General features: G+C 41.4%; 18 protein-coding genes. 8 read left to right on the top strand and 10 right to left on the bottom strand.

All coding sequences use genetic code 11. The features are described from left to right. The 5 genes from T7867_RS17820 to T7867_RS17800 are packed head-to-tail and all read right to left on the bottom strand — an operon-like array spanning position 1 to position 7,563. Positions 1–1,359, bottom strand: a complete 1,359-nt coding sequence (locus T7867_RS17820; RefSeq protein ID WP_068224294.1) for an OmpA family protein — start codon at positions 1,357–1,359, stop codon at positions 1–3. Next, positions 1,356–2,342 carry a PorP/SprF family type IX secretion system membrane protein gene (locus T7867_RS17815; RefSeq protein ID WP_068224291.1) on the bottom strand — a complete coding sequence of 329 codons (987 nt, stop codon included), beginning with the start codon at positions 2,340–2,342 and terminating at the stop codon, positions 1,356–1,358. The genes T7867_RS17820 and T7867_RS17815 overlap by 4 nt, the downstream gene beginning before the upstream one ends. Next, positions 2,342–3,433 carry a gliding motility-associated C-terminal domain-containing protein gene (locus T7867_RS17810; RefSeq protein ID WP_068224287.1) on the bottom strand — a complete coding sequence of 364 codons (1,092 nt, stop codon included), beginning with the start codon at positions 3,431–3,433 and terminating at the stop codon, positions 2,342–2,344. Before T7867_RS17810 ends, T7867_RS17815 begins: the two co-directional genes overlap by 1 nt. 1 nt (position 3,434) lies before the next feature. Next, positions 3,435–7,133, bottom strand: a complete 3,699-nt coding sequence (locus T7867_RS17805; RefSeq protein ID WP_322299616.1) for a tail fiber domain-containing protein — start codon at positions 7,131–7,133, stop codon at positions 3,435–3,437. A gap of 31 nt (positions 7,134–7,164) precedes the next feature. Next, on the bottom strand, positions 7,165–7,563 hold the full coding sequence (locus T7867_RS17800; RefSeq protein ID WP_068221400.1) for a bactofilin family protein: 399 nt from the start codon (positions 7,561–7,563) through the stop codon (positions 7,165–7,167). Between the two features lie 544 nt (positions 7,564–8,107). Between T7867_RS17800 and T7867_RS17795 the strand changes: the two genes are divergently transcribed. Further along, positions 8,108–9,730, top strand: coding sequence for a M14 family metallopeptidase (locus T7867_RS17795; RefSeq protein WP_068221403.1), 1,623 nt, complete (start codon positions 8,108–8,110; stop codon positions 9,728–9,730). 8 nt (positions 9,731–9,738) lie between these two features. Continuing rightward, complete coding sequence (locus tag T7867_RS17790) at positions 9,739–11,478, top strand: M14 family metallopeptidase (protein WP_068221405.1); 1,740 nt, start codon at positions 9,739–9,741, stop codon at positions 11,476–11,478. A 100-nt stretch (positions 11,479–11,578) separates the two neighbouring features. Here T7867_RS17790 and T7867_RS17785 read toward each other — a convergent pair whose 3' ends face one another. The 3 genes from T7867_RS17785 to T7867_RS17775 form a co-directional block, all read right to left on the bottom strand. Further along, positions 11,579–12,415, bottom strand: coding sequence for a hypothetical protein (locus T7867_RS17785; protein WP_068221407.1), 837 nt, complete (start codon positions 12,413–12,415; stop codon positions 11,579–11,581). Between the two features lie 121 nt (positions 12,416–12,536). Beyond that, positions 12,537–13,397, bottom strand: coding sequence for a type 2 periplasmic-binding domain-containing protein (locus T7867_RS17780; protein ID WP_068221410.1), 861 nt, complete (start codon positions 13,395–13,397; stop codon positions 12,537–12,539). A gap of 41 nt (positions 13,398–13,438) precedes the next feature. Next, on the bottom strand, positions 13,439–13,759 hold the full coding sequence (locus tag T7867_RS17775) for a tetratricopeptide repeat protein (protein ID WP_068221412.1): 321 nt from the start codon (positions 13,757–13,759) through the stop codon (positions 13,439–13,441). Between the two features lie 152 nt (positions 13,760–13,911). Here T7867_RS17775 and T7867_RS17770 point away from each other — a divergent pair, with 152 nt between their 5' ends. From T7867_RS17770 to T7867_RS17755, 4 genes are all read left to right on the top strand, one after another. Continuing rightward, positions 13,912–14,649: an electron transfer flavoprotein subunit beta/FixA family protein gene (locus tag T7867_RS17770; protein WP_068221414.1), complete on the top strand. Its 738-nt coding sequence runs from the start codon at positions 13,912–13,914 to the stop codon at positions 14,647–14,649. A gap of 16 nt (positions 14,650–14,665) precedes the next feature. Continuing rightward, positions 14,666–15,619, top strand: coding sequence for an electron transfer flavoprotein subunit alpha/FixB family protein (locus tag T7867_RS17765; protein WP_068221416.1), 954 nt, complete (start codon positions 14,666–14,668; stop codon positions 15,617–15,619). An 11-nt stretch (positions 15,620–15,630) separates the two neighbouring features. Next, positions 15,631–16,215 carry a bifunctional nuclease family protein gene (locus T7867_RS17760; RefSeq protein WP_068221418.1) on the top strand — a complete coding sequence of 195 codons (585 nt, stop codon included), beginning with the start codon at positions 15,631–15,633 and terminating at the stop codon, positions 16,213–16,215. Between the two features lie 66 nt (positions 16,216–16,281). Then, positions 16,282–17,589 (top strand): NupC/NupG family nucleoside CNT transporter, encoded by a 1,308-nt coding sequence (locus tag T7867_RS17755; protein WP_068221420.1) that lies wholly within the window; start codon positions 16,282–16,284, stop codon positions 17,587–17,589. Positions 17,590–18,041: 452 nt separating this feature from the next. Here T7867_RS17755 and T7867_RS17750 read toward each other — a convergent pair whose 3' ends face one another. Then, positions 18,042–19,583, bottom strand: a complete 1,542-nt coding sequence (locus T7867_RS17750) for a beta-N-acetylhexosaminidase (protein ID WP_068221422.1) — start codon at positions 19,581–19,583, stop codon at positions 18,042–18,044. Positions 19,584–19,872: 289 nt separating this feature from the next. On the opposite strand from T7867_RS17750, the gene T7867_RS17745 reads away from it, so the two are divergent. Next, entirely contained in the window at positions 19,873–20,199 is a 327-nt protein-coding gene (locus T7867_RS17745; protein WP_068221423.1) for a hypothetical protein, read from the top strand. A 14-nt stretch (positions 20,200–20,213) separates the two neighbouring features. Here the strand turns inward: T7867_RS17745 and T7867_RS17740 are convergent, their stop codons facing one another. After that, positions 20,214–20,681, bottom strand: a complete 468-nt coding sequence (locus T7867_RS17740; protein WP_157717632.1) for a cupin domain-containing protein — start codon at positions 20,679–20,681, stop codon at positions 20,214–20,216. Positions 20,682–20,881: 200 nt separating this feature from the next. On the opposite strand from T7867_RS17740, the gene T7867_RS17735 reads away from it, so the two are divergent. Beyond that, positions 20,882–23,440 (top strand): M14 family metallopeptidase, encoded by a 2,559-nt coding sequence (locus T7867_RS17735; RefSeq protein ID WP_089082302.1) that lies wholly within the window; start codon positions 20,882–20,884, stop codon positions 23,438–23,440. Positions 23,441–23,445 lie beyond the last annotated feature (5 nt).

Raw genomic sequence — 23,445 nt, 5'->3', positions numbered from 1 at the left:
TTATTGTGATTGACTTATAAAATAAATTTCTACCCTTCTATTAAGCCTTCTGCCTATATCAGATTCATTGTTGGAAATAGGAAGTAGTTCGCCAAATCCTGAGGTTGTGATTCTGTGACTTGCTATGCCATTAGAGGTAAGGTATTTAGCTGCCGATGCTGCTCTCTTTTCCGACAATTGTTGGTTGAAGTCCTCTTCATCAATATAATCAGCATGACCTACCAATTCGATATTTAAGCTTGGGTCAGATTTTAGTCTTTCTAGAATAGCGTTGAGTTTTGTCTTAGCTGTGTTGGTCAGGGTAGATTTATTAAAGTCGAAGAAAGCATAGCCATCAGCACTGCTCTTGTTTTGTAGTTCTGGTATATGTTGAGTAGTTTCTGTAATCGCTGTTAATTCAAGTTTTTGCTCTATAGGTTCTTCTTCTGTCAGTGCGATGGGTTCAATACTGCTTATTTCAACTTCTTCTGGTAGATTTTTGAATACCCTCAATTTGGATTTATAAATATCATTTGAACCCATTCTATCACTAGAGAAAAGAACCGTGCTGTCTGAGCTTATTGAAAAATAGGCATCGAACAAGTTTGAGTTGATTGGTTCAGGTAGGCGCTCTGGCTCAGTCCAGTTTCTCCAAGTGTCATCTAACCTTTTTGAAACATATATGTCTGCGTCTTTGGTCTGGTTGCCTCGGCTAAAAAACAGGTGAATAGAGTCGTATGATAAAAATGGAGCAATTTCATAGCCTTTGCTATTGATGGTTGGGCCAAGGTTTATCAACTCAGACCATTGGCCTTCTGGTGTCAATAGGGTCACAAATAGGTCTTCGTTACCTGAGTCTCCTTTAGAGACCAAGAGAATTTTTTCTGAGCTGTGCATGCTTAAGCCGTAATAGCCACCTTTGATCTTCAGGTCGGGGATTTCTAATGATTGTGGTTTGGTGTAAGCACCATTTTCAATATGTGTTTCAGAAGCTCCATTCTTGTTTTTGAAGCCACCTGAATAATCACCAAACAGGTATAGTCCATTATTTTTAAAGCCAATTACAGCGGTGTTCTGGTTATCGTTGAGTGGATGAAACGCCTTGACAGCCTTGGTCCAACCTTCTTCCAAAAAGTCAGAAAACCATATTTCATGAATGCTGACCTTTTTGTCGAATTGAACTACGTTGGCGGTTCGGGTAAAATATATTCTATCTCCTTTGGGACTAATTAGTGGAGCGGCTTCTTCCTCTTCTACCGAGTTGACAGGCTTTACTGGTACAGGCCGATCGAAACTATACGTATTGAAATGCTGACCCAACAATGGATTTGCTGTTCCGTAGGTCAGGAGGATTAATATAATAAGTTGTGCAGTTTTCATTCTTTGTAGAGGTTTTGGAATGCACTGAGATTAAGAGAAAACTCGTGGGCATTGAGTCCATCTCTATCACCAGAGCCCATGCCATGGTCATAGGTGTAATTGAACCTAATGTTGGAGTTCAGGAAAAGCCCAAAAATGCCTACTAGGGCGTTGGATTTTCTTAAAGAAAGCCCTAACCATATTCTACTTTGGTATTCAAATCTTAAGCTGTAATCAATACTGATAGGTCCGGTAGGAGAGTATCTAATCATACTACTTGGTACAATTCGCAAGTAAGGGTTGATGCTAAAAGAATACCCTAATGACATAAAGTGATGGGCTACAGATTCGTAACCTGTAGTTTCGCCTAGCTGATCTGGGTTTTTTCCACCCATTTGTTCAAGGGAGTATCCCATGAAAAATTTGTCAGAGTAAAGCCAAAGGCCAAAGCCAATGTCTAAAAGGGTTTTTGAACTGTAAGCGCTTAGAAAGTGCTTAAACGGGTCGTCATTTTTATCAAGCACCCATAAATCATCATTTAGGTTAAGGTTCACTACCCCAATTTTTGGCGCTGCAGAAACGCTCAGTTTTTTGGTCAGTGGCAGGTGTATTCCATAGCTGAAGTGTACCGTGGTTTTGTTGAATAATCCGAAGTCATCGCTCATTATTACAGTACCTAAAACATGGCTAATGCTCGACTTTTTTAGTTCATTACGGGGTCTAGATTGTATTTGGCCGTTCATCCTCATGGATGCTCTCATATACTGAGACTCTTCTGGCTTTGAAATAGGGGCATATGCTGTGAGGTAGAGAGTTCTCGGGTTGCCAGGAATATCGCCCCATTGTTGCCTGAAGCCCATGCCGAATTTGATGTTGTTTTGAAGGTCTGTGGCTGCCGGATTAATTAGATAATTATTATCTAGGTATTGACTGAATTGAGAGAGTTGTTGCGCCTGTAAAGAGCAACAAAAAAGAGACAACAAGAGTATGGTGTGTCCTTTCATTACCTGACAATTGAAATGTTACCCTTGATTTCGTTTCGCTGATCGCTTCCAAAACTCACTACATAATAGTAGGTGGCTGTAGGCATTAGCTTGCCTTTGTAATGCCCATCCCATGGTGCGTAATAGTAATTGTCGCTGGAGTAAATTACATCGCCCCATCTGCTAATGATGGTTACCCTGCCATTGAAATCCTCATCGATGAATGGGATGAGGAAGGTGTCATTGGTGCCATCGCCATTAGGTGTAAAGGCTGTTGGAATGGAAGAGATATCTACTGGGTAGACCTTTTCTGGACCCACTGTATAGGTTAAGGTGGGCTCAGATATGTTTGCACTTACTCTATTGCTTTGAGTGTCACTGTTTCTTTCGGAAGAAGTGCGCACGTGGGTCCATTCGCCTGTGTTTTCAAGCATCCAAATTTGAGGCTCATAGTCCATGTTTTTAGCCTCAGTATCGAAGTAGGAAATACTGATATTCAAAGGAGATGATGGGTTTATATCGGTGTATAATTCAAAGGTTTTAGAGATGCCTTCGCCAGACGGTAGGGTGGTGGAAGAGTGAGTTCTATAGATTTCGGTTAGACCTAGATTTTCGTTGCTGCTTATGATAAAACCTAGGTTTCCGGGGCTAACATTTTGTGGTTTATTTAAAGTGGTTGTTTTGATGATTTTACCTCCATTTTTGCTGTAAACCCTGAATTCATTCGTTTCGCCCTCTAAATAGCCACCTTCACTCGGGAAGATTAAATCTGCTGAGCCTAGGTTTAGGCTAGATTTATTTAATTCCAATAAATCATTGATTTCTATTGAGTTGACCAGAAGGAATTCTCCATTCGGAGAGTAGAGGTAAAGTCGGCCAAAATGGTTATTTCCTTCGCCTCCCAAATTGGTCTGAGCGAAGTTGGAAGAGATGAAAATATTGGAATTGGTTCCTATTAACTCTCCATCTGTAAGCAATTCGGTATCATCTATATTGAGTGAAACGTTATCGAAACTTTGAAAAAATGTTCCTTCAGAAATGGCTAATTGCCCCTGAGCCGCTAAGTTTTGCGGAAGCCAGATTAACAGACCATATAGTAGGGCAAAACGCATTTTATCGATCTTGTTTTTTTAAGGCTTGTTCAATGGATGAGATTCTTTCCAAAAGGGCTTTGTATCTGTTGTCTGCTTCTTTAAGCTCAGATTGTAAATCTTCAATCAGTTTTTGTTGCTCCTTCATGGCTTCAATAATGATGGGAGAGAGGCCTGAGTAAGATACACTCAGGAAACCTTCACTATTGGTTGAAACCAGTTCAGGGAAAAGTTGCTGTACTTCCTGAGCAATAAGGCCAATGTTAGAGCCTTCTTTGAATCGCCTATTAGGGAAGTCATCAATCCTCCATTGGTAACTTACTCCACGGAGAGAAAGTAGCTTGCTCAGACTGTTTTCCAAGGGAAGGATATTCTTCTTGAATCGTTGATCAGAAGTTTCTGTAAGTGTAATTACGGTAGCATGTCCATTGACTTCTAGCTCGTTGGTCATAGCGGCTGGATTAGCCACACCAACTCCTAGCTTTCCGTTAATGTTAGCTACTCCAGCTTGAAAATCGCCCCAAATTAGTGGTGTGTTTGTGTTTGAATTGGCAATGTAGAGTTTGTTGCTCCCAGTTTCGTTGAATCCTGCGTTATAGCCAATGGCCACATTTCCCTGTCCAGTAGCGTTTTGCCTTAGTGCGCGGTAACCCACTGCAACGTTGAATCTTCCTGAAGAATTGTTAAGCATTGTCTCTGAACCTAAGCCTACATTTCCAGCTCCAGAACTACTTATGCCTGCGCTTTCACCAATAAAGGTCGACCCACTATTCGCTAGAAGTTCGAGAGTTCTGTTTCTTAGTCGCATGGTTTCATTGCCCTGTATGCTGAACCTGATGATATCATCATTGGCTCCGCTGTTGTCTACAGTAATGAGTGTGTTATTGTCGGTGTCGGTTATTTCTGATGAAGTACCGATAGAGGAGAGGTCTACTGAACGATTTATACCGCCTTCTCTAATTTGTAAGCTTGAGCCAGATAAGCTAAGTGATGTTATTAGTTCATTAGTGTCACTGAAGTCTCCATCTGGCTGAGATGTAAAACTTGTGCCGTCAGTGAAGTTGAAGGTTAAAGAACCATCAGGATTGTCTAACGTGGAGGAAATCCCAGTTCCTTTTAAGACAACTCCAGCAGGCCAACCAGTGCCAGTTTTTGGTCCAAAAAAGGTAAAGGTGTTGAAGTTGTAGTAGAAGTCTCCAGTATTGCCTGTGGCGTTGGTTGGGTTAGAGCTACCGCTAAGCACAGTGTTGCCGTCTTGGCCATCTGCTCCGTTGGTTCCGTCTATACCATTAGTTCCGTCAGTTCCGTCCGCACCATCGGCTCCCGCAGGGCCAATGAGGGAAGTTCCGGCACTCCAAACCCCAGTAGTTTTAGGTCCGAAATAAGTATTTGTAGCTGTGTTGATATAGATGTCTCCATCTTTTCCTTGTGTATTGTTTGGGTCGGTGTTACCACTAAGAATGGTGTTGCCATCTTGGCCATCTACTCCGTTGGTTCCGTCTATTCCATTGGTTCCGTCAGCACCATCAGCCCCGGCAGGGCCAATGAGAGAAGTTCCGGCACCCCAAGCTCCAGCAGTTTTCGGTCCGAAATAAGTATTGGTAGCTGTGTTGATGTAGATATCGCCATCCTTCCCTTGTGCATTGATTGGGTCAGTGTTGCCGCTGAGAATAGTGTTTCCGTCTTGGCCATCTGTTCCGTTGGTTCCGTCTATACCATTGATGCCATCTGCGCCATCCGCACCATCGGCCCCAGCAGGGCCAACGAGGGAAGTTCCGGCACCCCAAACCCCAGCAGTTTTAGGTCCGAAATAAGTATTTGTAGCTGTGTTGATATATATATCGCCATCCTTTCCTTGCGTATTGTTTGGATCAGTATTGCCACTAAGAATAGTGTTACCGTCTTGGCCATCTGTTCCGTTGGTTCCGTCTATTCCATTGGTTCCGTCAGCACCATCAGCCCCGGCAGGGCCAATGAGAGAAGTTCCGGCACTCCAAACCCCAGTAGTTTTAGGTCCGAAATAAGTATTTGTAGCTGTGTTGATATAGATGTCTCCATCTTTTCCTTGTGTATTGTTTGGGTCGGTGTTACCACTAAGAATGGTGTTGCCATCTTGGCCATCTACTCCGTTGGTTCCGTCTATTCCATTGGTTCCGTCAGCACCATCAGCCCCGGCAGGGCCAATGAGAGAAGTTCCGGCACCCCAAGCTCCAGCAGTTTTCGGTCCGAAATAAGTATTGGTAGCTGTGTTGATGTAGATATCGCCATCCTTCCCTTGTGCATTGATTGGGTCAGTGTTGCCGCTGAGAATAGTGTTTCCGTCTTGGCCATCTGTTCCGTTGGTTCCGTCTATACCATTGATGCCATCTGCGCCATCCGCACCATCGGCCCCAGCAGGGCCAACGAGGGAAGTTCCGGCACCCCAAACCCCAGCAGTTTTAGGTCCGAAATAAGTATTTGTAGCTGTGTTGATATATATATCGCCATCCTTTCCTTGCGTATTGTTTGGATCAGTATTGCCACTAAGAATAGTGTTACCGTCTTGGCCATCTGTTCCGTTGGTTCCGTCTATTCCATTGGTTCCGTCAGCACCATCAGCCCCGGCAGGGCCAATGAGAGAAGTTCCGGCACCCCAAACCCCAGCAGTTTTAGGGCCGAAATAAGTATTTGTAGCTGTGTTGATGTAGATATCACCATCCGTTCCTTGCGTATTGTTTGGATCCGTGTTGCCACTAAGAATAGTGTTGCCATCTTGGCCATCTACTCCGTTAGTTCCGTTTATTCCATTAGTTCCGTCAGTACCATCTGCTCCAGCAGGGCCAATGAGGGAAGTTCCAGCACCCCAAACCCCAGTAGTTTTAGGACCGAAATAAGTATTTGTAGCTGTATTGATGTAGATATCGCCATCTTTTCCTTGTGTATTCATTGGGTCAGTGTTGCCACTAAGAATAGTGTTGCCGTCCTGGCCATCTACTCCATTGGTTCCATCTATACCATTAGTTCCGTCAGCACCATCGGCCCCAGCAGGGCCAATGAGAGAAGTTCCGGCACCCCAAACCCCAGCAGTTTTAGGTCCGAAATAAGTATTGGTCGCTGTGTTGATATAGATGTCTCCATCCGTCCCTTGTGTATTATTTGGGTCAATGTTGCCATTAAGAATAGTGTTGCCATCTTGGCCGTCAGCACCGTCTACTCCATTTGTGCCGTCAGTTCCCTTATCTCCTTTTAGTCCCTGTGGACCTTGTAAATTTCTTGTGGTAAAAGATGTGCCATCATTATACTTAAAAGTAAATGTGCCATCTCCATTGTCTATAGTTTCTATTAGACTTCTGCCATTCCTAAGAATCGACAGGTCAACTTCTCCACCGTTTTCTAGAGTAAGTCGATAGTTGGTTAAGTTGAAGGACAGTTGTTGGTTGTCGTCTACAGGGAGGTTCGATTCTGTGATCAGAAGTGACCATCTACTGGCTGAGTAGAGATAAAAGCCTGCACTGCCATCAGTCTGGTAAATTAGCAGGCCTTCGGCTGGATTGTCAATAGCCTGTCGATCTGACTCCGTAACTCTTGGGATGAGAAGCCCCTTTGCTCCCGACTTTAGTTCGAGTAAAGCTGATGGATGCGGGGTGAATTTTTCATCGCCAATACCCACAGATTGGGAGTATGCGAATGAGCAAGAGAGTATGCTCAAAGCTATAGATAAACGGTGCAAGAATGCTCTCATGAACCATTATTTTTAGATGGTTGATATGCTGTTATGCTTGTTTTTCAAGAAGGTGAGGCCCCATTTCTATAACCTCTATTTCTTTTCTGTACATCACACAGTCGCCCTCAAAAAGACCTCCCTTTTCAATTACTATGGTGTCCGACTGAATGGTTCCTTCAACAACTCCTGTATTCTGTATAGTTATGGATGTAAATCCCGACAGCTCTCCTTTGATGTTTCCTCCAACTATTAATTCATTGGCTTCAACATTGCCTTGAATGGATGAGTCAGGGCAGGTAATTACTTTGCCAGTTCCGTTAATATCTCCAATGAAGTTGCCTTCAATTCTGACTGTTTGGTTAGATTCTATTCTGCCAGTAAATGTGGTTCCAGCCGCTATTACAGTTAATGGTTCCTGAGCAATAGCTTTGCTTCTGTTGATTTTCATGAGTCTGAAGTTTAGGTTACTTAACAGAGTTAAGCGCTTGCTTAATCTGTACCATGAATGTACGGGGTTGGTTAAAATAATGCAATAAATTGATTTGATGTACGTTGTCGGTTTTTCCTGATTTCTGGTATAATTTAAGCTCATCAACATTTTTTTTGTGACAATGTGTAAGAGTGTTGCTCTGAAAAAATGCTTAAATTTTATCTTTATTTAGTCTTTGTGTTGTTTGGGGTGTTCTTTTTGCTCATTTGGAGAGTAATTATTTTTTGCCTTGATGATTCGATGGTTTGTTTGATGTTAATTAGAAAAGTGCAATTTTTAAAATGTCTGATCTTGATGATGAAGAAAGGATTTCTGGTGGTGCGATAGTTTTTTCTGATTGTGTGTTTCGAAATAATGACGATTTAGAATTATGATGTTTGGCTGATTTCACAGTCTCACTTTCCATCCATAACAATAGGCAACCGTTTAGAAGTCCAACTATTTAACCAGAAGTGGCCTTTTGGTTAATTGTTGTTTCAATTTTTATCAAACTAAGAACTCTATGAAGTACAACTTACGAAAGCTGAGCCTTTTGGGGATGGGAGTTTGCATGATGTTCTCGGTGTGGGCACAAGATTACCCTACGCTAAATGAACAGTCGCAGCGTTTACGCTCGTTGGCAAATTCTTCAGACCTGGCTTCACTCAAATCACTCACCAAAACACTTGGTGGTAAAGACATTTGGATGTTAACCCTGGGTAAGGGAGATGTTGAAAATAAGCCAGCAATGGCTGTAGTTGGTGGTGTAGAAGGTAGTCATCTTTTGGGCGTAGAAATGGCCATTAGATTTGCAGAAGATGTTGTGAAGAATAACTCGCAAGCATTGGATAACACTACTTTTTATGTTTTTCCAAACATGAGCCCAGACGCTTATGAACAATATTTTGCTTCTCTAAAATGGGAAAGAAGCGGTAATGCTAAGGAAACTGATGATGACCGTGATGGAAAAAATGGTGAAGACCCATTCGAAGATTTAAACGGTGACGGAATCATTACCATGATGAGGGTAGAAGACGTAACTGGTGATTGGGTTACTCATCCTGCCGATGATAGAGTAATGATTAAAGCCGATAAAGGTGAGGGTGAAAAAGGTAAGTATCACTATTTCACTGAAGGAAGAGATAATGATAAGGACGGTAAGTTCAATGAAGATGGTCCTGGTGGAATCCACTTCAATAAAAACTTAACTTATGAGTATCCTTATTTTGTTGCTGGTTCTGGAGAGCACTCTGTTTCTGAACTGGAAAATAGAGCGCTATTAGATGAACTTTACACTAAGTTCAATATTTATGGCTTCTTTACTTTTGGGCCAGGAAACAACCTTTCTTCCCCTTGGAAATATAACAGAGCTGGAGCTTCTAAAAGAGTGGTTACTAGCGTTCTTAATGAAGATGCTGGTTTGAATGCTCTAGCTTCAAAAGCTTACAATGATGTAGTAGGTATGAAAGATGCTCCTGCATCTGGTGCGCAAGGTGGCGACTTCTTCCAATGGGCTTATTTTCACTTTGGTAGAATGAGCTTTGGTACACCAGGTTGGTGGGCTCCTATGGTGGAGGCTCAAGAAGGAGAAACTGCTAATAAGGACAAAAATAGAGAGGTGAATTTCTTAAGATGGGCTGCTCAAGAAGGCTTGTCAAACTACTTTGTAGAGTGGACAGAAATTCAACACCCTGATTTCCCAGGTCAGAAGGTTGAAGTAGGTGGAATTGCACCTTTCAAAATGATGAACCCTCCAATCTCTATGATTGACGATGCTGCACAAAAGCACAACGAGTTTATTCTAAAATTAGCCTCAATGCAGTCTGATGTTCAATTGGTTAACCTAAAAACTGAAGCGGTTGGCAAAGGGCTTACTAGAGTTACTGTAGATCTTTATAACCCTGGTACTTTACCTACTCATTCACAAATGGGAACTAGATCTAAGTGGTTGAGAAGAATTAAGGTAGAGGTGAAACTAGGAAATGGTCAGGAGATTGTTTCTGGAACCAAAATACAAATGTTCAGCAGCTTAGATGGCGATGAGTCTAGACAGCTAACTTGGTTGGTAAAAGGAAAGGGTAGTCTTCAGATTGAAGCTGGTGCAGCACATGCAGGTACTGATCAAATTAGTGTAAACCTTAAATAAGAGAACAGATGAAAAAGTATTTCAAACATATATTCGCTGGTTTCCTTTTAATAGGTTTTTCAATTCCAGCATTTGCTCAGTCGGCAAGTGAAGTATTCAGAGCTGTGGGTTCACCAGAGAATCCTAAGGTTCAGATTTCTTTCAATAGGTACTATACACCTGATGGTTTAGCTGCTATTACTAAAAAGATTGCGGACGCTCATCCTAATCTGGTAAAGCGAGTTTCTATCGGGAAATCTTTTGAAGGAAGGGAAATGTACATGTTGCAAATCACTAATTTTCAGAAGGGTAACCCTGATAGAAAACCTGGTTTCTATATAGATGGTAACATCCACTCTAATGAGATCCAAGGAGCTGAAATTTCAATTTATACCGCTTGGTATTTAACTGAGCAGTATGGTGCAATTGATTACATTACTGAGATGTTGGACGATAGAATTTTCTACATTCTTCCAACCCTAAATCCAGATGCTAGACACAACTACATGACGGAACCAAACACTGGTAGTTCGCCAAGGTCTGGTATGATTCCTCTAGATGATGATAGAGATGGTTTGTTCGATGAAGATCAGCCAGACGATTTGGATGGAGACGGTTCTATCACTCAGATGAGAAGAAAGAATCCTTATGGCGACTTTATTCTCGATCCGAAAGATCCTAGAAAAATGATTCAGATAGGACCTGACGATGAAGTGCCTGCTGGCGTAGAGCGTTACGAGTATTTGGGTTCAGAGGGTATAGACAATGATGGTGATGGAAGTATAAACGAGGATAGAATCGGTTATTACGATCCGAACAGAGACTGGGCTTGGAAGTGGCAGCCAGACTATATTCAAGGTGGTGCTTATAAATACCCATTCAGTGTGCCGGAGAATAGAAATGTAGCCGACTTTGTATTGGCTCATCCTAACATTGCAGGTGCACAGAGTTACCATAACTCAGGTGGAATGATTCTTAGAGGCCCTGGAGCTGAAGAAGACCTTTCTACTTACAACCGTGCTGACCTTAGAATTTATGATGCTATTGGTAGAAAAGGTGAAGAGATAATGCCTGGTTACCGCTATCTAACAGTTTATAAAGACTTATACTCTGTGTTTGGTGGTGAGCTGGATTGGTTCTACGGTAGTAGAGGTATTTATACTTTTACCAATGAAATCTTCACCAACTTCGCCTATTATAAGTCTAACCAGAGAGATCCAGATCAGTCGTATAAAGTAGATTCAGACTTACTGTTTGGTGATGCATTTAAGCCTTGGACTACCTACGACCACCCAACTTATGGTGAGATAGAAATTGGTGGCTTCAAGAAGAATTTTGGTAGAGCTACTCCTGGTTTTATGCTAGAAGAAGAATTACACAGAAACATGGCCTTCACCATGTATCATGCTTATCACATGCCTAAGTTGAGTATTGCTGAGGTTAAGGAGAAAGATCTTGGTGGCGGAATGAGAGAAATTACTGCTTACATCAAGAACGAAAGGTTAATGCCAACTCACGCTTCACAAGACTTGAAGTATAGAATTGAGCGTCCTGATTATATAACTATTGAAGGTGTAGACGTTCAGGCAGGTATGATTGTAGACAATGAAGATACCAATGTTACCAGAGAACAAAAGGTGAATCCTGCAAAGCTTGAGGTGAATAACATTCCAGGTAATTCAATTGTAAAGGTTCGTTGGATTGTATCAGGTAGAGGTACTCCGAAAATTACTGTAGACAGCGCCAAAGGTGGTGTGGTGACTAGGTAATTATCAGATAATCAATAAAAAAATAAAAAAAACCGACTTCGAAGGAGGTCGGTTTTTTTATGCTGAACCTTTTCAGGTTTTAGTCTTAGGTAGCAGCTCTTTAATCCTTTACCTTCCGTCTAAACAAAGGAAAGTATCCACCAAAAGAGATGTTGGTTTGAGAGAAAAAGAAGTCTTGACTGGCAATATCTCCTTCAAATGAAGTCAGGACTTTAGGCATATTTACATAGCCACCTTTCAGCTCTGCTTGAAAGAAGTATTTCTCGAAAAAAGTAAAGTTGATAGCGCCAACCAGATTCAAACCATAACCCGATAAATGGTAGCGGTCAGATCGGTCTTTCCCGAGCAGAGTTACATCAGAGCGAGGCATGATAATGCCAGACTCAAAGCCTGCAATTAGGTTTAAGTCAAACTTACCCTTGTTAATGATATTGATGGTTCTTCTCAATCCTAGATTGATGTAGTTCAATCCATCAGTATGTTCGTATTGTAGAAAGCTATAAAGTAGTCTGATGTCATCATTATTGTATATTGTGGTTGTGCCGTCTTCTTCAATCCAGCCTGTTATGGTGGTGTTTTGAAGTTGTTTGGCCACATATTTCATGTGATCCATTCCTAATGATAGCTCCCAATTGTCTTTAATGAAATAGCCAAAGCGAGTGCTAAACTGGGGTGCCGAAAAGTTGAAAATATTAAAGTAGGTCTCTAAGGTGAACTTGCTAGGCCTATCATGCGCAACCACATCATACAGCGTAAAGTCATGGTCTGAACCTCTAAAGTGGATGTCAGAGTCCGTGTAGGAAGACCAGTTGTAGCCCCAGTAAAAGTAGAATTGCCCTTTTTTAGTGTAGGGGAGCGATTCCTTTTCTTGAGTGTAAGCCTTGGTGAAACTAAAAAGCAGAAGGAGTATTAATACGTGTCTGATCAGTTTCAGCATTGGTTGCGAAGATAATGAATGCTCACTTTTTGAGTGTTTCTTCAGTGTTAAGTGTGGTGGACGTTGCGTTTTGATGTTCACTCTATTCCACTTATATACTAATAAACGTGGCTTTTCGGATTTACTTCTTCCAAATCAATTCTGGAATGTACTCATCTTCATTAATAATATTGGCCGACTTAAGGTGGTAGATCACACTCTTGAGCATCTTATCGCTTACCCAGCTGTTGGTGGCCCATTCAGTGCTATGATACCAGCGCTCTACATCGGGTAGTTGTTGGTCATATCGTTCCGCAACAACTGGAATCACAGAATCATCTTTCATAAACTTTTTACAGCTTTCCTGAATCAGGTCGAGTAACAGATCTATTTGCTCAGGGTGCTTTTCTAGAATACTGTCTGTAGCAGCTATGACAAAACAAGGCCAAGGAGTCAGGTATTCATCAATTCTGCGGATAATACCAGCGTCAACATATGGTTTGGTTGTATATTTTTCCCAGTAAAAGACATCTGTTTCTAGTGCATTCAATGACTTTATAGCGCCATTAATATCATTGATTACAGTAAACTGATCTTCAGCAATCTGTTGGTTTTTACTGTTCGCATTTACAATGGAAATTAAATGTGAACCAGACCCAAACCGACTGATTGCATGCTTTTTATCGAAAATGAAGTCTTTCTTTTGTAACGAGTTTTCTAGACCTGTGTGTATTCCCCAAGTAAGTGGAGTGATCACATATTCACTAATGATTTTACTTGGGCTACCTTTGATAATGTCTTTTACAATCCCTTCGGTTAAAAGAATACAAATGTCAACTTCACCTTCTCTCAGTGCTTTTGTCATTTGACCAGTGCCACCATAAAAATCGGTCCACTCAAGGGAGATTCCATTGCGATCTAATGTACCATTCTCATTAATCTGGTGAATAGGTAGGTTGAAATGTTCTGGTACTCCGCCAACTCGGATATTAATTTTTGTCATAAAGTGAAATTATTTGAAGGGGGCCTGTATCAAGCTGTATTCTATATTTCAAACAGTAAATTCTGATGGGCTGTTTTTAGTTCATTTAAAGTCTTGTGGTTGCCCTGAGTTTTAGCCAAATCAATTCCTAAGGTGTAAACTTCTAGGGCTTTTTCTTCCATTTCAAACTCTTCTAAAAGCTTGGCGGCCTGATAGTAAGTAGGCAGGTAGTCTGGAAATTCCTTTAATACATTCAAGAAAATATCCAACGCCTTTTTACCATCTGAAGCCATATATTCGTTGGCCAAAGCGTAGTGATTAAAAGGTTCGTTTGGTTCTTCTTTAATGTACTTTTCTAGTAGTTCAATTCGGCTTTCATTCATGCCTAACACTCGTTTTTATTTACTTCATTATTGACTATCTTCGGGCAAATTTAAGCAATACCCACTGCTTTAGCTTTTGTTAAGGGCGACTTTTATAAACACTTAAGCAGACTCTGGGTTTGATTCATAAATCATTAAACTATAAAGCAAGCATGAACATATTGGTTTGTATTACACATGTTCCTGATACCACTTCTCGCATTGCTTTTACCAACGATAATACAGAATTCGATAAGAATGGAGTCCAGTTCATTATTGGGCCTTATGATGATTATGCGTTGGCAAGAGCTGTTGAGTTAAAGGAACAGCATGGAGGAAAAATTACGGTTCTTAACGTAGGTGAAGCAGAGTCTGACCCAACTATTCGTAAAGCATTGGCTATTGGTGCCGATGAAGCGGTTAGAGTAAATGCATTCCCTTCAGATTCATTCTTTGTTGCTAATCAAATAGCTGCAGTAGCTAAGCAAGGTGAGTATGATCTGATTTTAATGGGACGTGAGTCTATAGACTTTAACGGAGGTATGGTGCATGGTATGGTTGGAGAACTTCTAGGTTTACCATCTTTCTCTCCAGTAATGCAGCTAGATGTTGATGGTTCTACTGCTAAAATCACCAGAGAAATTGAAGGTGGAAAAGAGAAGTTGGAAGTGAACTTGCCTTTTGTTGCGGGTTGCCAAGAGCCAATTGCTGAGTGGAAAATTCCTAACATGCGTGGAATTATGTCTGCCAGAACTAAGCCTTTGAACGTTGTTGAGCCAACTGATGCCACAGTGCACAGTGAGCTTTCAAAGTATGAGCTTCCACCTGCAAAAGGTGCTGTGAAGATGATAGATGCCGACAATGTTGAAGAGTTGGTAGACTTGTTGAAGAACGAAGCAAAAGTGATATAACCTTAAATAGAAAGAAATGTCAGTACTAGTATTTATAGAATTAGAGGAAGGCAAAATCAAGAAATCTTCTAGAGAGGCTATATCTTTTGCAGCTGCAATGGGAGACACCGTTGCTGTAGCACTTGGAACTGCTGATGCCGATGAGTTGGCTTCAGCTGGTAACAATGGTGCCTCAAAAGTACTTCATGTTGCCGATGATAGATTAAATGCAGGTTTGATTCAACCTTATGCCGAGGTGCTTGCTGCCGCGGCTAATGAGTCAGGTGCAGAAACAATTGTTACAGCAAAGTCTTCTTTGGCCGATGCTGTAGTTGGTAGAGTTGCTGCTAAACTTGGAGCCGGATTGGTTTCTAATGTAGTTGGTTTACCAGATACTTCGAATGGCTTTGTGGTGAAGAGAAGCATTTACACAGGTAAAGCTTTCGCGAATACTTCCATTACAACCGATAAGAAAATCTTGGCCATCAAGAAAAATGCTATTGAAGTGAAAACTGATGGTGGTTCAGCTGCTGTTGAAGCATTCTCCGTATCTCTAGACGATGCGCTTTTCGGTGCAAAAATTACTTCTACAGATAAAGCTGAAGGCGATGTACTTTTACCAGAAGCAGACATTGTAGTTTCAGGAGGAAGAGGATTGAAAGGTCCTGAAAACTGGGGAATGATCGAAGATCTTGCCAAAACACTTGGTGCAGCAACAGGTTGTTCTAAACCAGTTTCTGATATGGACTGGAGACCTCACCACGAGCATGTGGGTCAAACGGGAGTAAAAGTGAGCCCTACGCTTTACGTTGCAGTTGGTATTTCTGGTGCAATTCAGCACTTAGCAGGTGTCAATTCTTCTAAGTATATTGTAGTTATTAACAAAGATGAGGAAGCTCCATTCTTTAAAGCCGCAGATTACGGTATTGTGGGAGATGCTTTCGAAGTTGTACCAAAGCTGAATGAGGCGCTTAAGAAAGCCCTAGCTTAGACTTTTTTATCTTGGAAAAAGTAAAGATTGAAATTTTAGGATTGTCATCGAGTCAGTCACAATCGACTGGCTCGTTTGCCCTTGTTTTAGGTGAAGTAGAAGGCGAGAGAAGACTGCCAATTATCATTGGTATGTTCGAGGCTCAGGCTATTGCATTGGAAATCGAAAAGATTACTCCAAATAGACCTATGACGCATGATCTTTTCAAGTCGTTTGCGCATGCTTTCAACTATGAAATCACTGAAATCATTATTTCTGACCTGAAGGAAGGAATATTTTTCGCTAAGATTATTTGTACCGATGGTGACCGAACCATCGAAGTAGACTCACGCCCTTCTGATGCCATAGCCATTGGTATCAGGTTCGAAGTTCCTTTTTATACCTACGAATCAGTGCTGTCTGAAGCTGGAATTATTCTTACCGATGAGGAAGAGATTGTGGACGAAGAGGATGAGCCGATAGTAGTAGAGAAGAAAGGTGACAGGCTTCAAGACTTTACCGTAGATAAGCTGAATGAAATGCTAGATGAAGCATTAAAAGCCGAAGACTACGAAAAAGCGGCAAAAATTAGAGACGAAATCAACAGAAGAAGTTAACTTCCAAATCATTCAGAGGGCTATTGTTGTGTCCACTGATGATTCTCCTGTAATAGAACAACAATAATGGACATATTAAGAGCAGTATTTGGACTGGCTATTCTAATCGGAATAGCCTATTTATTGTCAGGAAACAAGAAGAAAGTTAGCTGGCGATTGGTGGGAGTAGGTATCACCCTTCAGATAATTATCGCCCTATTAATTTCTTACGTTCCAATAGTCCAGTCTGCCTTCAGACTAATGAGTGAAGGCTTCGTTACCTTCCTCAACTTTGCTTTAGACGGAGCTGAATTCCTTTACGGTGACCTTGCCAGAAATAGTGATGCTGTAGAAGGAACTAGGCACAGCCTTGGGTTCCTATTTGTTTTTCAGGCGCTACCAACGGTAATCTTCTTTTCGGCCATAACAGCAGGACTTTATTATTTGGGCATCCTCCAAAAAATCGTTTACGTATTTGCTTGGATTATGGCCAAAACCATGAGGCTTTCCGGAGCAGAGTCTATGTCTGCTGCAGGTAACGTATTCTTGGGTCAAACAGAAGCACCGCTTCTTGTAAAGCCCTTTATTGGCAAAATGACTAAGTCAGAATTACTCTGCTTAATGACGGGTGGAATGGCCACCATTGCAGGTTCTGTGCTTGGGGCTTATGTTTCTTTCTTGGGTGGAGGAGATCCTGAACAGCAAGCTCAGTTTGCCACTTATTTGTTGAGTGCATCAATTATGAATGCGCCAGCTGCCATACTAATGGCTAAAATCTTCCTTCCAGAAACAGAAGAGGTAGATGAAGAATTGAAGGTTTCCAAAGACCAGATTGGAGCGAATGTAATCGATGCATTGGCCGGTGGAGCTAGTGATGGACTGAAACTAGCGGCTAATATTGGAGCCATGCTCTTGGCTTTTATTGCCGTTATCTATACCCTCAACTGGGTGTTGGTTGATGGAATCGGTGAAATCACTGGCCTTAATGCTATAATTATCGAAAGTACTAATGGTGTGTTCGATGGCTTGAGCTTACAGTACATTCTTGGACAAATCTTTAGAGTATTTGCTTTTGCCATGGGCGTAGACTGGAATGAAACACTTCAGGTAGGTTCATTAATTGGTCAGAAAACAGTTATCAATGAGTTTGTAGCCTATTTGGCCTTAGCAGATATGAAAGCTGATGGTTTGTTAAGCCAGAAAGCCATTATCATTTCTACCTATGCACTTTGTGGTTTTGCAAACTTCTCATCTATCGCTATTCAGATTGGAGGTATTGGAGGAATGGCACCAGAACGTCAGGGAGACCTATCCAAACTTGGGGTAAAAGCCCTTATGGCCGCCACCCTCGCCACCATGATGACAGCCACTATCGCTGGGGCACTTTTTGGTTGACCACCCCCAGCCCCTCCTGAATCAGGAGGGGAGTTAGATTGCGCTAATGTTTAATTAACAAGTACTCACCGCAGGTGAGTACTTTCTTACTTTAGACTTCAAGTCTTAATCAAAATGGCTCTGCACAGCACGTGCGAACCAGAGTGAGAAGTAAAATGGATATTTATGAATTTCTGATAGGTTTTGCATTTCTGTTAGTTGGTATAACTATTACTATCCTTCAAAGAAGGAGTAGAGTTTATAACAAAAAGGAGGACTTTAATTGGGAGAATGTTCAGTTCACAAGTGCTGCTATCATTGGGTACATATCGGGGATTTTTTGATTTGGAGTTCATTCTCCTAAAAGGAGTTTGTCGCAATACTCCATACGAAGATCACTATACTTATTACCCTATACTCATTACCCACATCGCAATACTCTCTACTCAATACCCATCCCGAGGCCTCGGGGCTCAATGCTCCATCTCAATCACAGGACTCTTATAATAATTCACGCCATTTGCATCTAAAAACAATCTATGGTGAGCCAATCTCTTTTTATAGTCTTCCCAATTACGGTTTTCCTGGGTAGACCAGCCTAGCTCGGCATAGCCAATCACTCTTGGAAAGGCTAGGTACTCTAGCTCATCAAGAGTGCGGATAGTCTCCGACCAAAGTGGAGCTTCAACCCCTAAAACATTCTCCATTGGAAAGTACGATTCTGGATTCCATATGTAAGCCGTATCAACCGGGATGTAACCAGCCCAGCGCAGACCGAACTCGGAATTGTCATCATACTTCATATCGAGATAAGCCTTTTTAGCAGGGGAGAGGATTAGCTTCATGTTTAGCTTAATGGCCAAGTCAGCATTCTTTTTACTGTTCCACCATTGAGCAACAGCTCCACTGCCTAGGTTAGCCGTAGCTACTTCGTCCCACCCTATCATCTTCTTACCGTACTTGCTGACTATCTTTTCAACCTTTTCAATGAAATAAACATAATCATCGTCTTTAGTCACTAAGCTTTCATCGCCACCAATATGAAAATAAGGGCCAGGAGTCATGGCGCTTATCTCTCGAATCACATCATCGATAAAGGCGTAAACCGTATCTTTTCTCGTGTCGAAGGTGCTGTAACCCACTGCCATACTGGTCACTATTTCGATTTCTTTTCCGTTGCCATTGAGGAAAGGATAAGCCAGCGAAGCCGAATTGGTATGCCCTGGCATATCCACTTCAGGAATCACGGTGATGTATCTTTCAGCCGCATAAGCAACAATCTCCTTATAGTCTTCCTGAGTGTAGAAACCACCAGGTCCACCACCAACGCCCGTTGTGCTGCCTACTTCAGTCAGCTTCGGCCAAGACTTAATTTCAATTCGCCATCCTTGGTCATCGGTCAAGTGCATGTGAAAAGTATTCAACTTATAATATGCCAGAATATCGATGTACTTCTTCACGTCCTCAACGGTAAAGAAATGTCTGGCTACATCTAGCATGGTACTTCTAAAACCAAACTGAGGTTCATCTTTAATAGTGCCTGTAGGAATTACCCATATAGGATAATCAGTAAGGGTTTTATTGGCTTCTTCAGGAATTAGCTGTCGAATGGTTTGAATTCCTCTGAAGGCACCAGCGGCCGTACCAGCCTTTAGAATTAGAGAGTCTTGTCTTATCTCCAACTCATAACCTTCTTCATTGGTGAAACCTTCAGCCTGTTGAATACTTAGCTGGGTATAGTTTCTTGAGGTGTTTTTCAGGTCAACTCCTGTTCTACTTTTGATTTTATCGCTTAAATAGTTAGCAACATCTTCGAATGCTTCATCTTCCGAAACCACACTGAGCTTGGTGTATTGGTCTAGAGCAAACCCGCTGCTTGAGGCTGATACTTCTAGCGGCTTAGGAATAACCGCAGCTTCTTCAAGGTTGGTGGTTGGGAATTTGATCTCTCGCTTAGGCTGACAGGAAAGCGTAAATAGAAGAACTATAAGTAGGGTAGAGGTAGTGAGTTTCATAGATGTTTAAGAATGTTTGAATCTAGTTTATCTGATGATGGATTCAAACTAGAACTGGTTTGATGTTAGATTATGGAAGAGTTAAAAATGGCTTTATATAAGTGTATAAAATCAATTAGTGGAGGTGGGGTTTTCAGGTTTAAACTTAGAGTGGAGTGTCTGACAAAACCTTTAGCTTCTTATTCTCTCATTAGTAGCGATGGTTGTATTGAGGTAGAATAGTTGGTCACAAGTCTAAACATTTGAAAGTGTTCCGGGTTGATTTCTTATTAACCTAACTTTTTTAGAAATGAAAAAAATCGTTTATGTATTAATCTTTCTTCTTCTCGCACTGCCTGCAGTATCAGCAACAGACCCTAATGATGGAGCCGATGTTAAAGGTGAAGTGCAACCATATACTAAAGAAGAAGTAATGGCTATTGAGGCCAGAATAATGGAAATTAAAGAAATGGATAAATCTGAGCTTACTCGCGATGAGAAAAAGGCATTGAGAAAAGAGCTGAGAGATATGAGAAAGGATATTAGAGAAAGAGATGAGCACCGACACAGATCTGGTGGATTGTTCATCTCTACCGGTGCTATTATCGTTATTCTCTTATTAATCATTATCCTTTAAAAATAATGGAGGGGTTATTTCTGTTTAGGCATTTTAACCCCTTTACTATCCCATTTTACTACAAAGAATTTCAGTGTAGTTTCTCCGGTATTTTTTAAGCCGTGCCAGTCCCAAGGTTCAGCATACATTACATCACCTGCTTTTAAAGGTATTTCTTGTCCTTCCATGCTCCAAATACCAGTTCCTTCTAATATGTAGATGAATTCTTCTGCAGTGTGTTGATGAGGAGGGTGTATTTGTTGACCTGGTTTTATTTCAGCCATAGCAGTAAGCATATTCTTTGTGCCGTAAGTATTAGTGCCATTTTCTGGTGTGTAAACAATAAACTCTCCCCATTCTTCTGAGCTGTGATCAGCTTCAGCCCGGCTGATAATTTGACTAGAGATATCTTTATCGAATAACTCATTACCGTGCCATCCTGCAAATGCAGAGGCACTCATTAAGGCAAGTGTAAAAGTGATGGTTTTTAATGATTTTTTCATGTTGCGCGTTTCAAAATTCCATTGAATATCAGGTGCTATCACTCTTTTAGCAAATCTTATGGTCAAATTCTCTCTAGTAGTACCTGTAAAACTGTCTATACCAATAATTTCCCATTCATTTCAAAAATTTGGTGGTTGCCCAATAAGTGGCAGGCATGTCTAGTATAACCTGTTATATTCAAGGAAATCTTAAACCTGATATGAAAAGACTATTAACTATGTTTCTGGCTATTATGGCTGGAGCGTCTGCTATTGCTCAGGCGCAAATTCCTCATCCGAGAGAAACATTTGGACATGAAGTTGGAGCAGATTACAAGCTGGCAGACTACAGTCAAATGTTAGAGTACTATAACAAGCTAGCGGCTTCTACAGATCGTGTTCAGATGATAGAGATTGGAAAGTCTTCTATGGGCAAATCAATGAAGCTTTTCTTTATTTCTAGTGAAGAAAACATGGCTCAGCTTGAAAAGTGGAGAGAAATTAGTGAAAAGCTTTCTAGGGCTGAAATTTCCGAAGCTGAAGCAAGAAGATTGTCGAAAGATGGAAAGGCTATTGTTTGGTTTGATGGTGGAATGCATGCTACTGAAAGGGCTCCTGCTCAGATGACCGCTGAACTCATGTGGAGAGTGGCTTCTGAGGAGTCGGAAGAAATGCAAAAGATAAGGGAAAATGTTATTACCCTAGTAGCGCCCGTTATTAACCCCGATGGATTAGATATAGTGGCTGATTGGTATAGAAAGAATTTGGGTACACCTTACGAGACTTCTAGCCCTCCTGTGCTTTATCAGAAATACGTTGGTCACGACAATAATCGTGACTGGTTTATGAATAACATGGTAGAGACTCAGGCCATTACTAAGGTATTGTATGATGAGTGGTATCCTCAAATTGTACATAACCATCACCAAACTGCTCCACGTTGGGCCATGATATTCATTCCTCCATTCAGAAGCCCTGTTAACCAGAAAATTCATCCAGGAGTAACTACAGGTGTGAATTTGGTGGGTACTGCAATGGCAAACCGTTTTGCCATGAAGAAGATGCCTGGGGCTATTGCTACCACATCATACAGTATGTTTTGGAATGGTGGAATGAGAACTGCTCCATACTACCATAATCAGATTGGTATTTTGACCGAAACAGCGCAGCCTTCTCCAACACCAACAGAATATGACCCAGAAAAAATGCCTGAGTTTGTAGGAGGAAAGCAAGCAAACTCAACCGAGATTTTCTATCCATACCCATGGAAAGGTGGGACACTACATTTCCGATCGGCCATTGAATATATGCTAGAATCGTCAATAGCAATTCTTGATTTAGCTGCAGATAAGAAAGATGAGTTTCTTTATAACATCTACAGCATGGGTAGAGATGCTATTGAAGACAAAACGGGTGCATTTGCCTATGTAATACCTAAGGGGCAATGGAATCCGAGTGAGGCCATGAACCTTACCAATATTATGATGCAAGGTGGGGTAGAGGCGCATAAAGCTACTTCCGACTTCACTGCAAATGGAAAGAATTACGAGGCTGGTTCAATTATTTTTTATGGAGCACAAGCCTTCAGGCCTTTTCTGGCCGATCTTATGGAGAAGCAAGTTTATCCAGATCAGTTTAGATACCCAGGTGGCCCGCCAATGCCTCCATACGATTTAGCTGGTTGGACACTTCCAATGCAAATGGGAGTTCAGGTAGATAGAATTACCGCTTCATTCAATGCACAGGCAGAAGAAATAACTGAAAAGCTGAAGCCTACGCCAGGTACAGTTAGTGGAACAGGAAGATATGGATATGCTTTTTCTAATAGAGATAACTTGAGTGCTAAGGCAGTGAATAAGCTTCAAAAAGCGGGTTACACGGTAAGTGTTCTGGGCTCAGATGAAGGCGATGTTAAGGCAGGTTCTATCATAGTGAGAAGCAAGCGAGGATTAGACTCAGAGGTTGAAAACCTAAGCAAAGAATTAGGTCTAAACTTTACTGGTTTAAGAAGTAAGCCTTCGGCCGAACTAGCTGAGTTGAACCCTGTAAAAGTAGGTATTTACAAGTCTTGGCAGGCAAATATGGATGAAGGTTGGACACGCTGGATGCTAGAACAATTCGATTTCGATTTAGACACCCTTCATAATGAAGACATCCAAAGTGGAAACCTCTCTCAGTACAGTGCTATTATTTTCCCAGATCAAAGCGAGCGAGGAATTTTAGAAGGAAATAGCGCGAGAAGAGCCCCTGAAAAATTTGTAGGAGGAATAGGAGAAGAAGGCGTAGCTGCATTGGATACCTATGCTAAGAGTGGCGGTTCAATTATCTTCTTCGATGGCTCTACTGATTTCGCTATCAACCAGTTTAATCTACCAGTCAAAAATGTGCTATCAGATCTCAATAGCTCTGAGTTCTTTATTCCTGGTTCATTAATTAGAACCAAGATAGATACATCTAACCCACTGGCTTTCGGAATGATGGATGAAGTAGCGGCTTCTTTTGATAATAGCGGAGCATTTGAGGTTGAATCTGGTGCTCAGGGAATCACAGAGGTAGCTCGTTATGCCGATAAAGATTTACTAATGAGTGGTTGGGCCATGGGCGAAGACGAACATCTTGCTGGAACTTCGGCTATGCTGAACGCTCAGTATGGAGGCGGAAACCTTGTTTTATTTGGTTTTAAGCCACAGTTCAGAGGCCAACCAAGAGGTACTTATAAGCTCATCTTTAATGCTATCTATCAGGGAGCAAGAAAAAATAAAATGAATAACAAGAGGTAAAACCA

Origin of the sequence: Roseivirga spongicola (assembly GCF_034376045.1) — a bacterium.
Lineage (GTDB): Bacteria > Bacteroidota > Bacteroidia > Cytophagales > Cyclobacteriaceae > Roseivirga > Roseivirga spongicola.
Note: the sequence above shows the minus strand (reverse complement) of the source record. Positions and strands in the feature narration are given on the sequence as shown.

What these genes read in the sequence shown, in the direction of transcription:
- T7867_RS17810 (WP_068224287.1), bottom strand. Translation starts at nt 3,433, where the DNA reads ATGCGTTTTGCCCTACTATATGGTCTGTTAATCTGGCTTCCGCAAAAC.
- T7867_RS17770 (WP_068221414.1), top strand. Translation starts at nt 13,912, where the DNA reads ATGAACATATTGGTTTGTATTACACATGTTCCTGATACCACTTCTCGC.
- T7867_RS17745 (WP_068221423.1), top strand. Translation starts at nt 19,873, where the DNA reads ATGAAAAAAATCGTTTATGTATTAATCTTTCTTCTTCTCGCACTGCCT.
- T7867_RS17780 (WP_068221410.1), bottom strand. Translation starts at nt 13,397, where the DNA reads ATGACAAAAATTAATATCCGAGTTGGCGGAGTACCAGAACATTTCAAC.
- T7867_RS17820 (WP_068224294.1), bottom strand. Translation starts at nt 1,359, where the DNA reads ATGAAAACTGCACAACTTATTATATTAATCCTCCTGACCTACGGAACA.
- T7867_RS17755 (WP_068221420.1), top strand. Translation starts at nt 16,282, where the DNA reads ATGGACATATTAAGAGCAGTATTTGGACTGGCTATTCTAATCGGAATA.
- T7867_RS17750 (WP_068221422.1), bottom strand. Translation starts at nt 19,583, where the DNA reads ATGAAACTCACTACCTCTACCCTACTTATAGTTCTTCTATTTACGCTT.
- T7867_RS17790 (WP_068221405.1), top strand. Translation starts at nt 9,739, where the DNA reads ATGAAAAAGTATTTCAAACATATATTCGCTGGTTTCCTTTTAATAGGT.
- T7867_RS17775 (WP_068221412.1), bottom strand. Translation starts at nt 13,759, where the DNA reads ATGAATGAAAGCCGAATTGAACTACTAGAAAAGTACATTAAAGAAGAA.
- T7867_RS17765 (WP_068221416.1), top strand. Translation starts at nt 14,666, where the DNA reads ATGTCAGTACTAGTATTTATAGAATTAGAGGAAGGCAAAATCAAGAAA.
- T7867_RS17805 (WP_322299616.1), bottom strand. Translation starts at nt 7,133, where the DNA reads ATGAGAGCATTCTTGCACCGTTTATCTATAGCTTTGAGCATACTCTCT.
- T7867_RS17735 (WP_089082302.1), top strand. Translation starts at nt 20,882, where the DNA reads ATGAAAAGACTATTAACTATGTTTCTGGCTATTATGGCTGGAGCGTCT.
- T7867_RS17815 (WP_068224291.1), bottom strand. Translation starts at nt 2,342, where the DNA reads ATGAAAGGACACACCATACTCTTGTTGTCTCTTTTTTGTTGCTCTTTA.
- T7867_RS17795 (WP_068221403.1), top strand. Translation starts at nt 8,108, where the DNA reads ATGAAGTACAACTTACGAAAGCTGAGCCTTTTGGGGATGGGAGTTTGC.
- T7867_RS17740 (WP_157717632.1), bottom strand. Translation starts at nt 20,681, where the DNA reads ATGAAAAAATCATTAAAAACCATCACTTTTACACTTGCCTTAATGAGT.
- T7867_RS17785 (WP_068221407.1), bottom strand. Translation starts at nt 12,415, where the DNA reads ATGCTGAAACTGATCAGACACGTATTAATACTCCTTCTGCTTTTTAGT.
- T7867_RS17800 (WP_068221400.1), bottom strand. Translation starts at nt 7,563, where the DNA reads ATGAAAATCAACAGAAGCAAAGCTATTGCTCAGGAACCATTAACTGTA.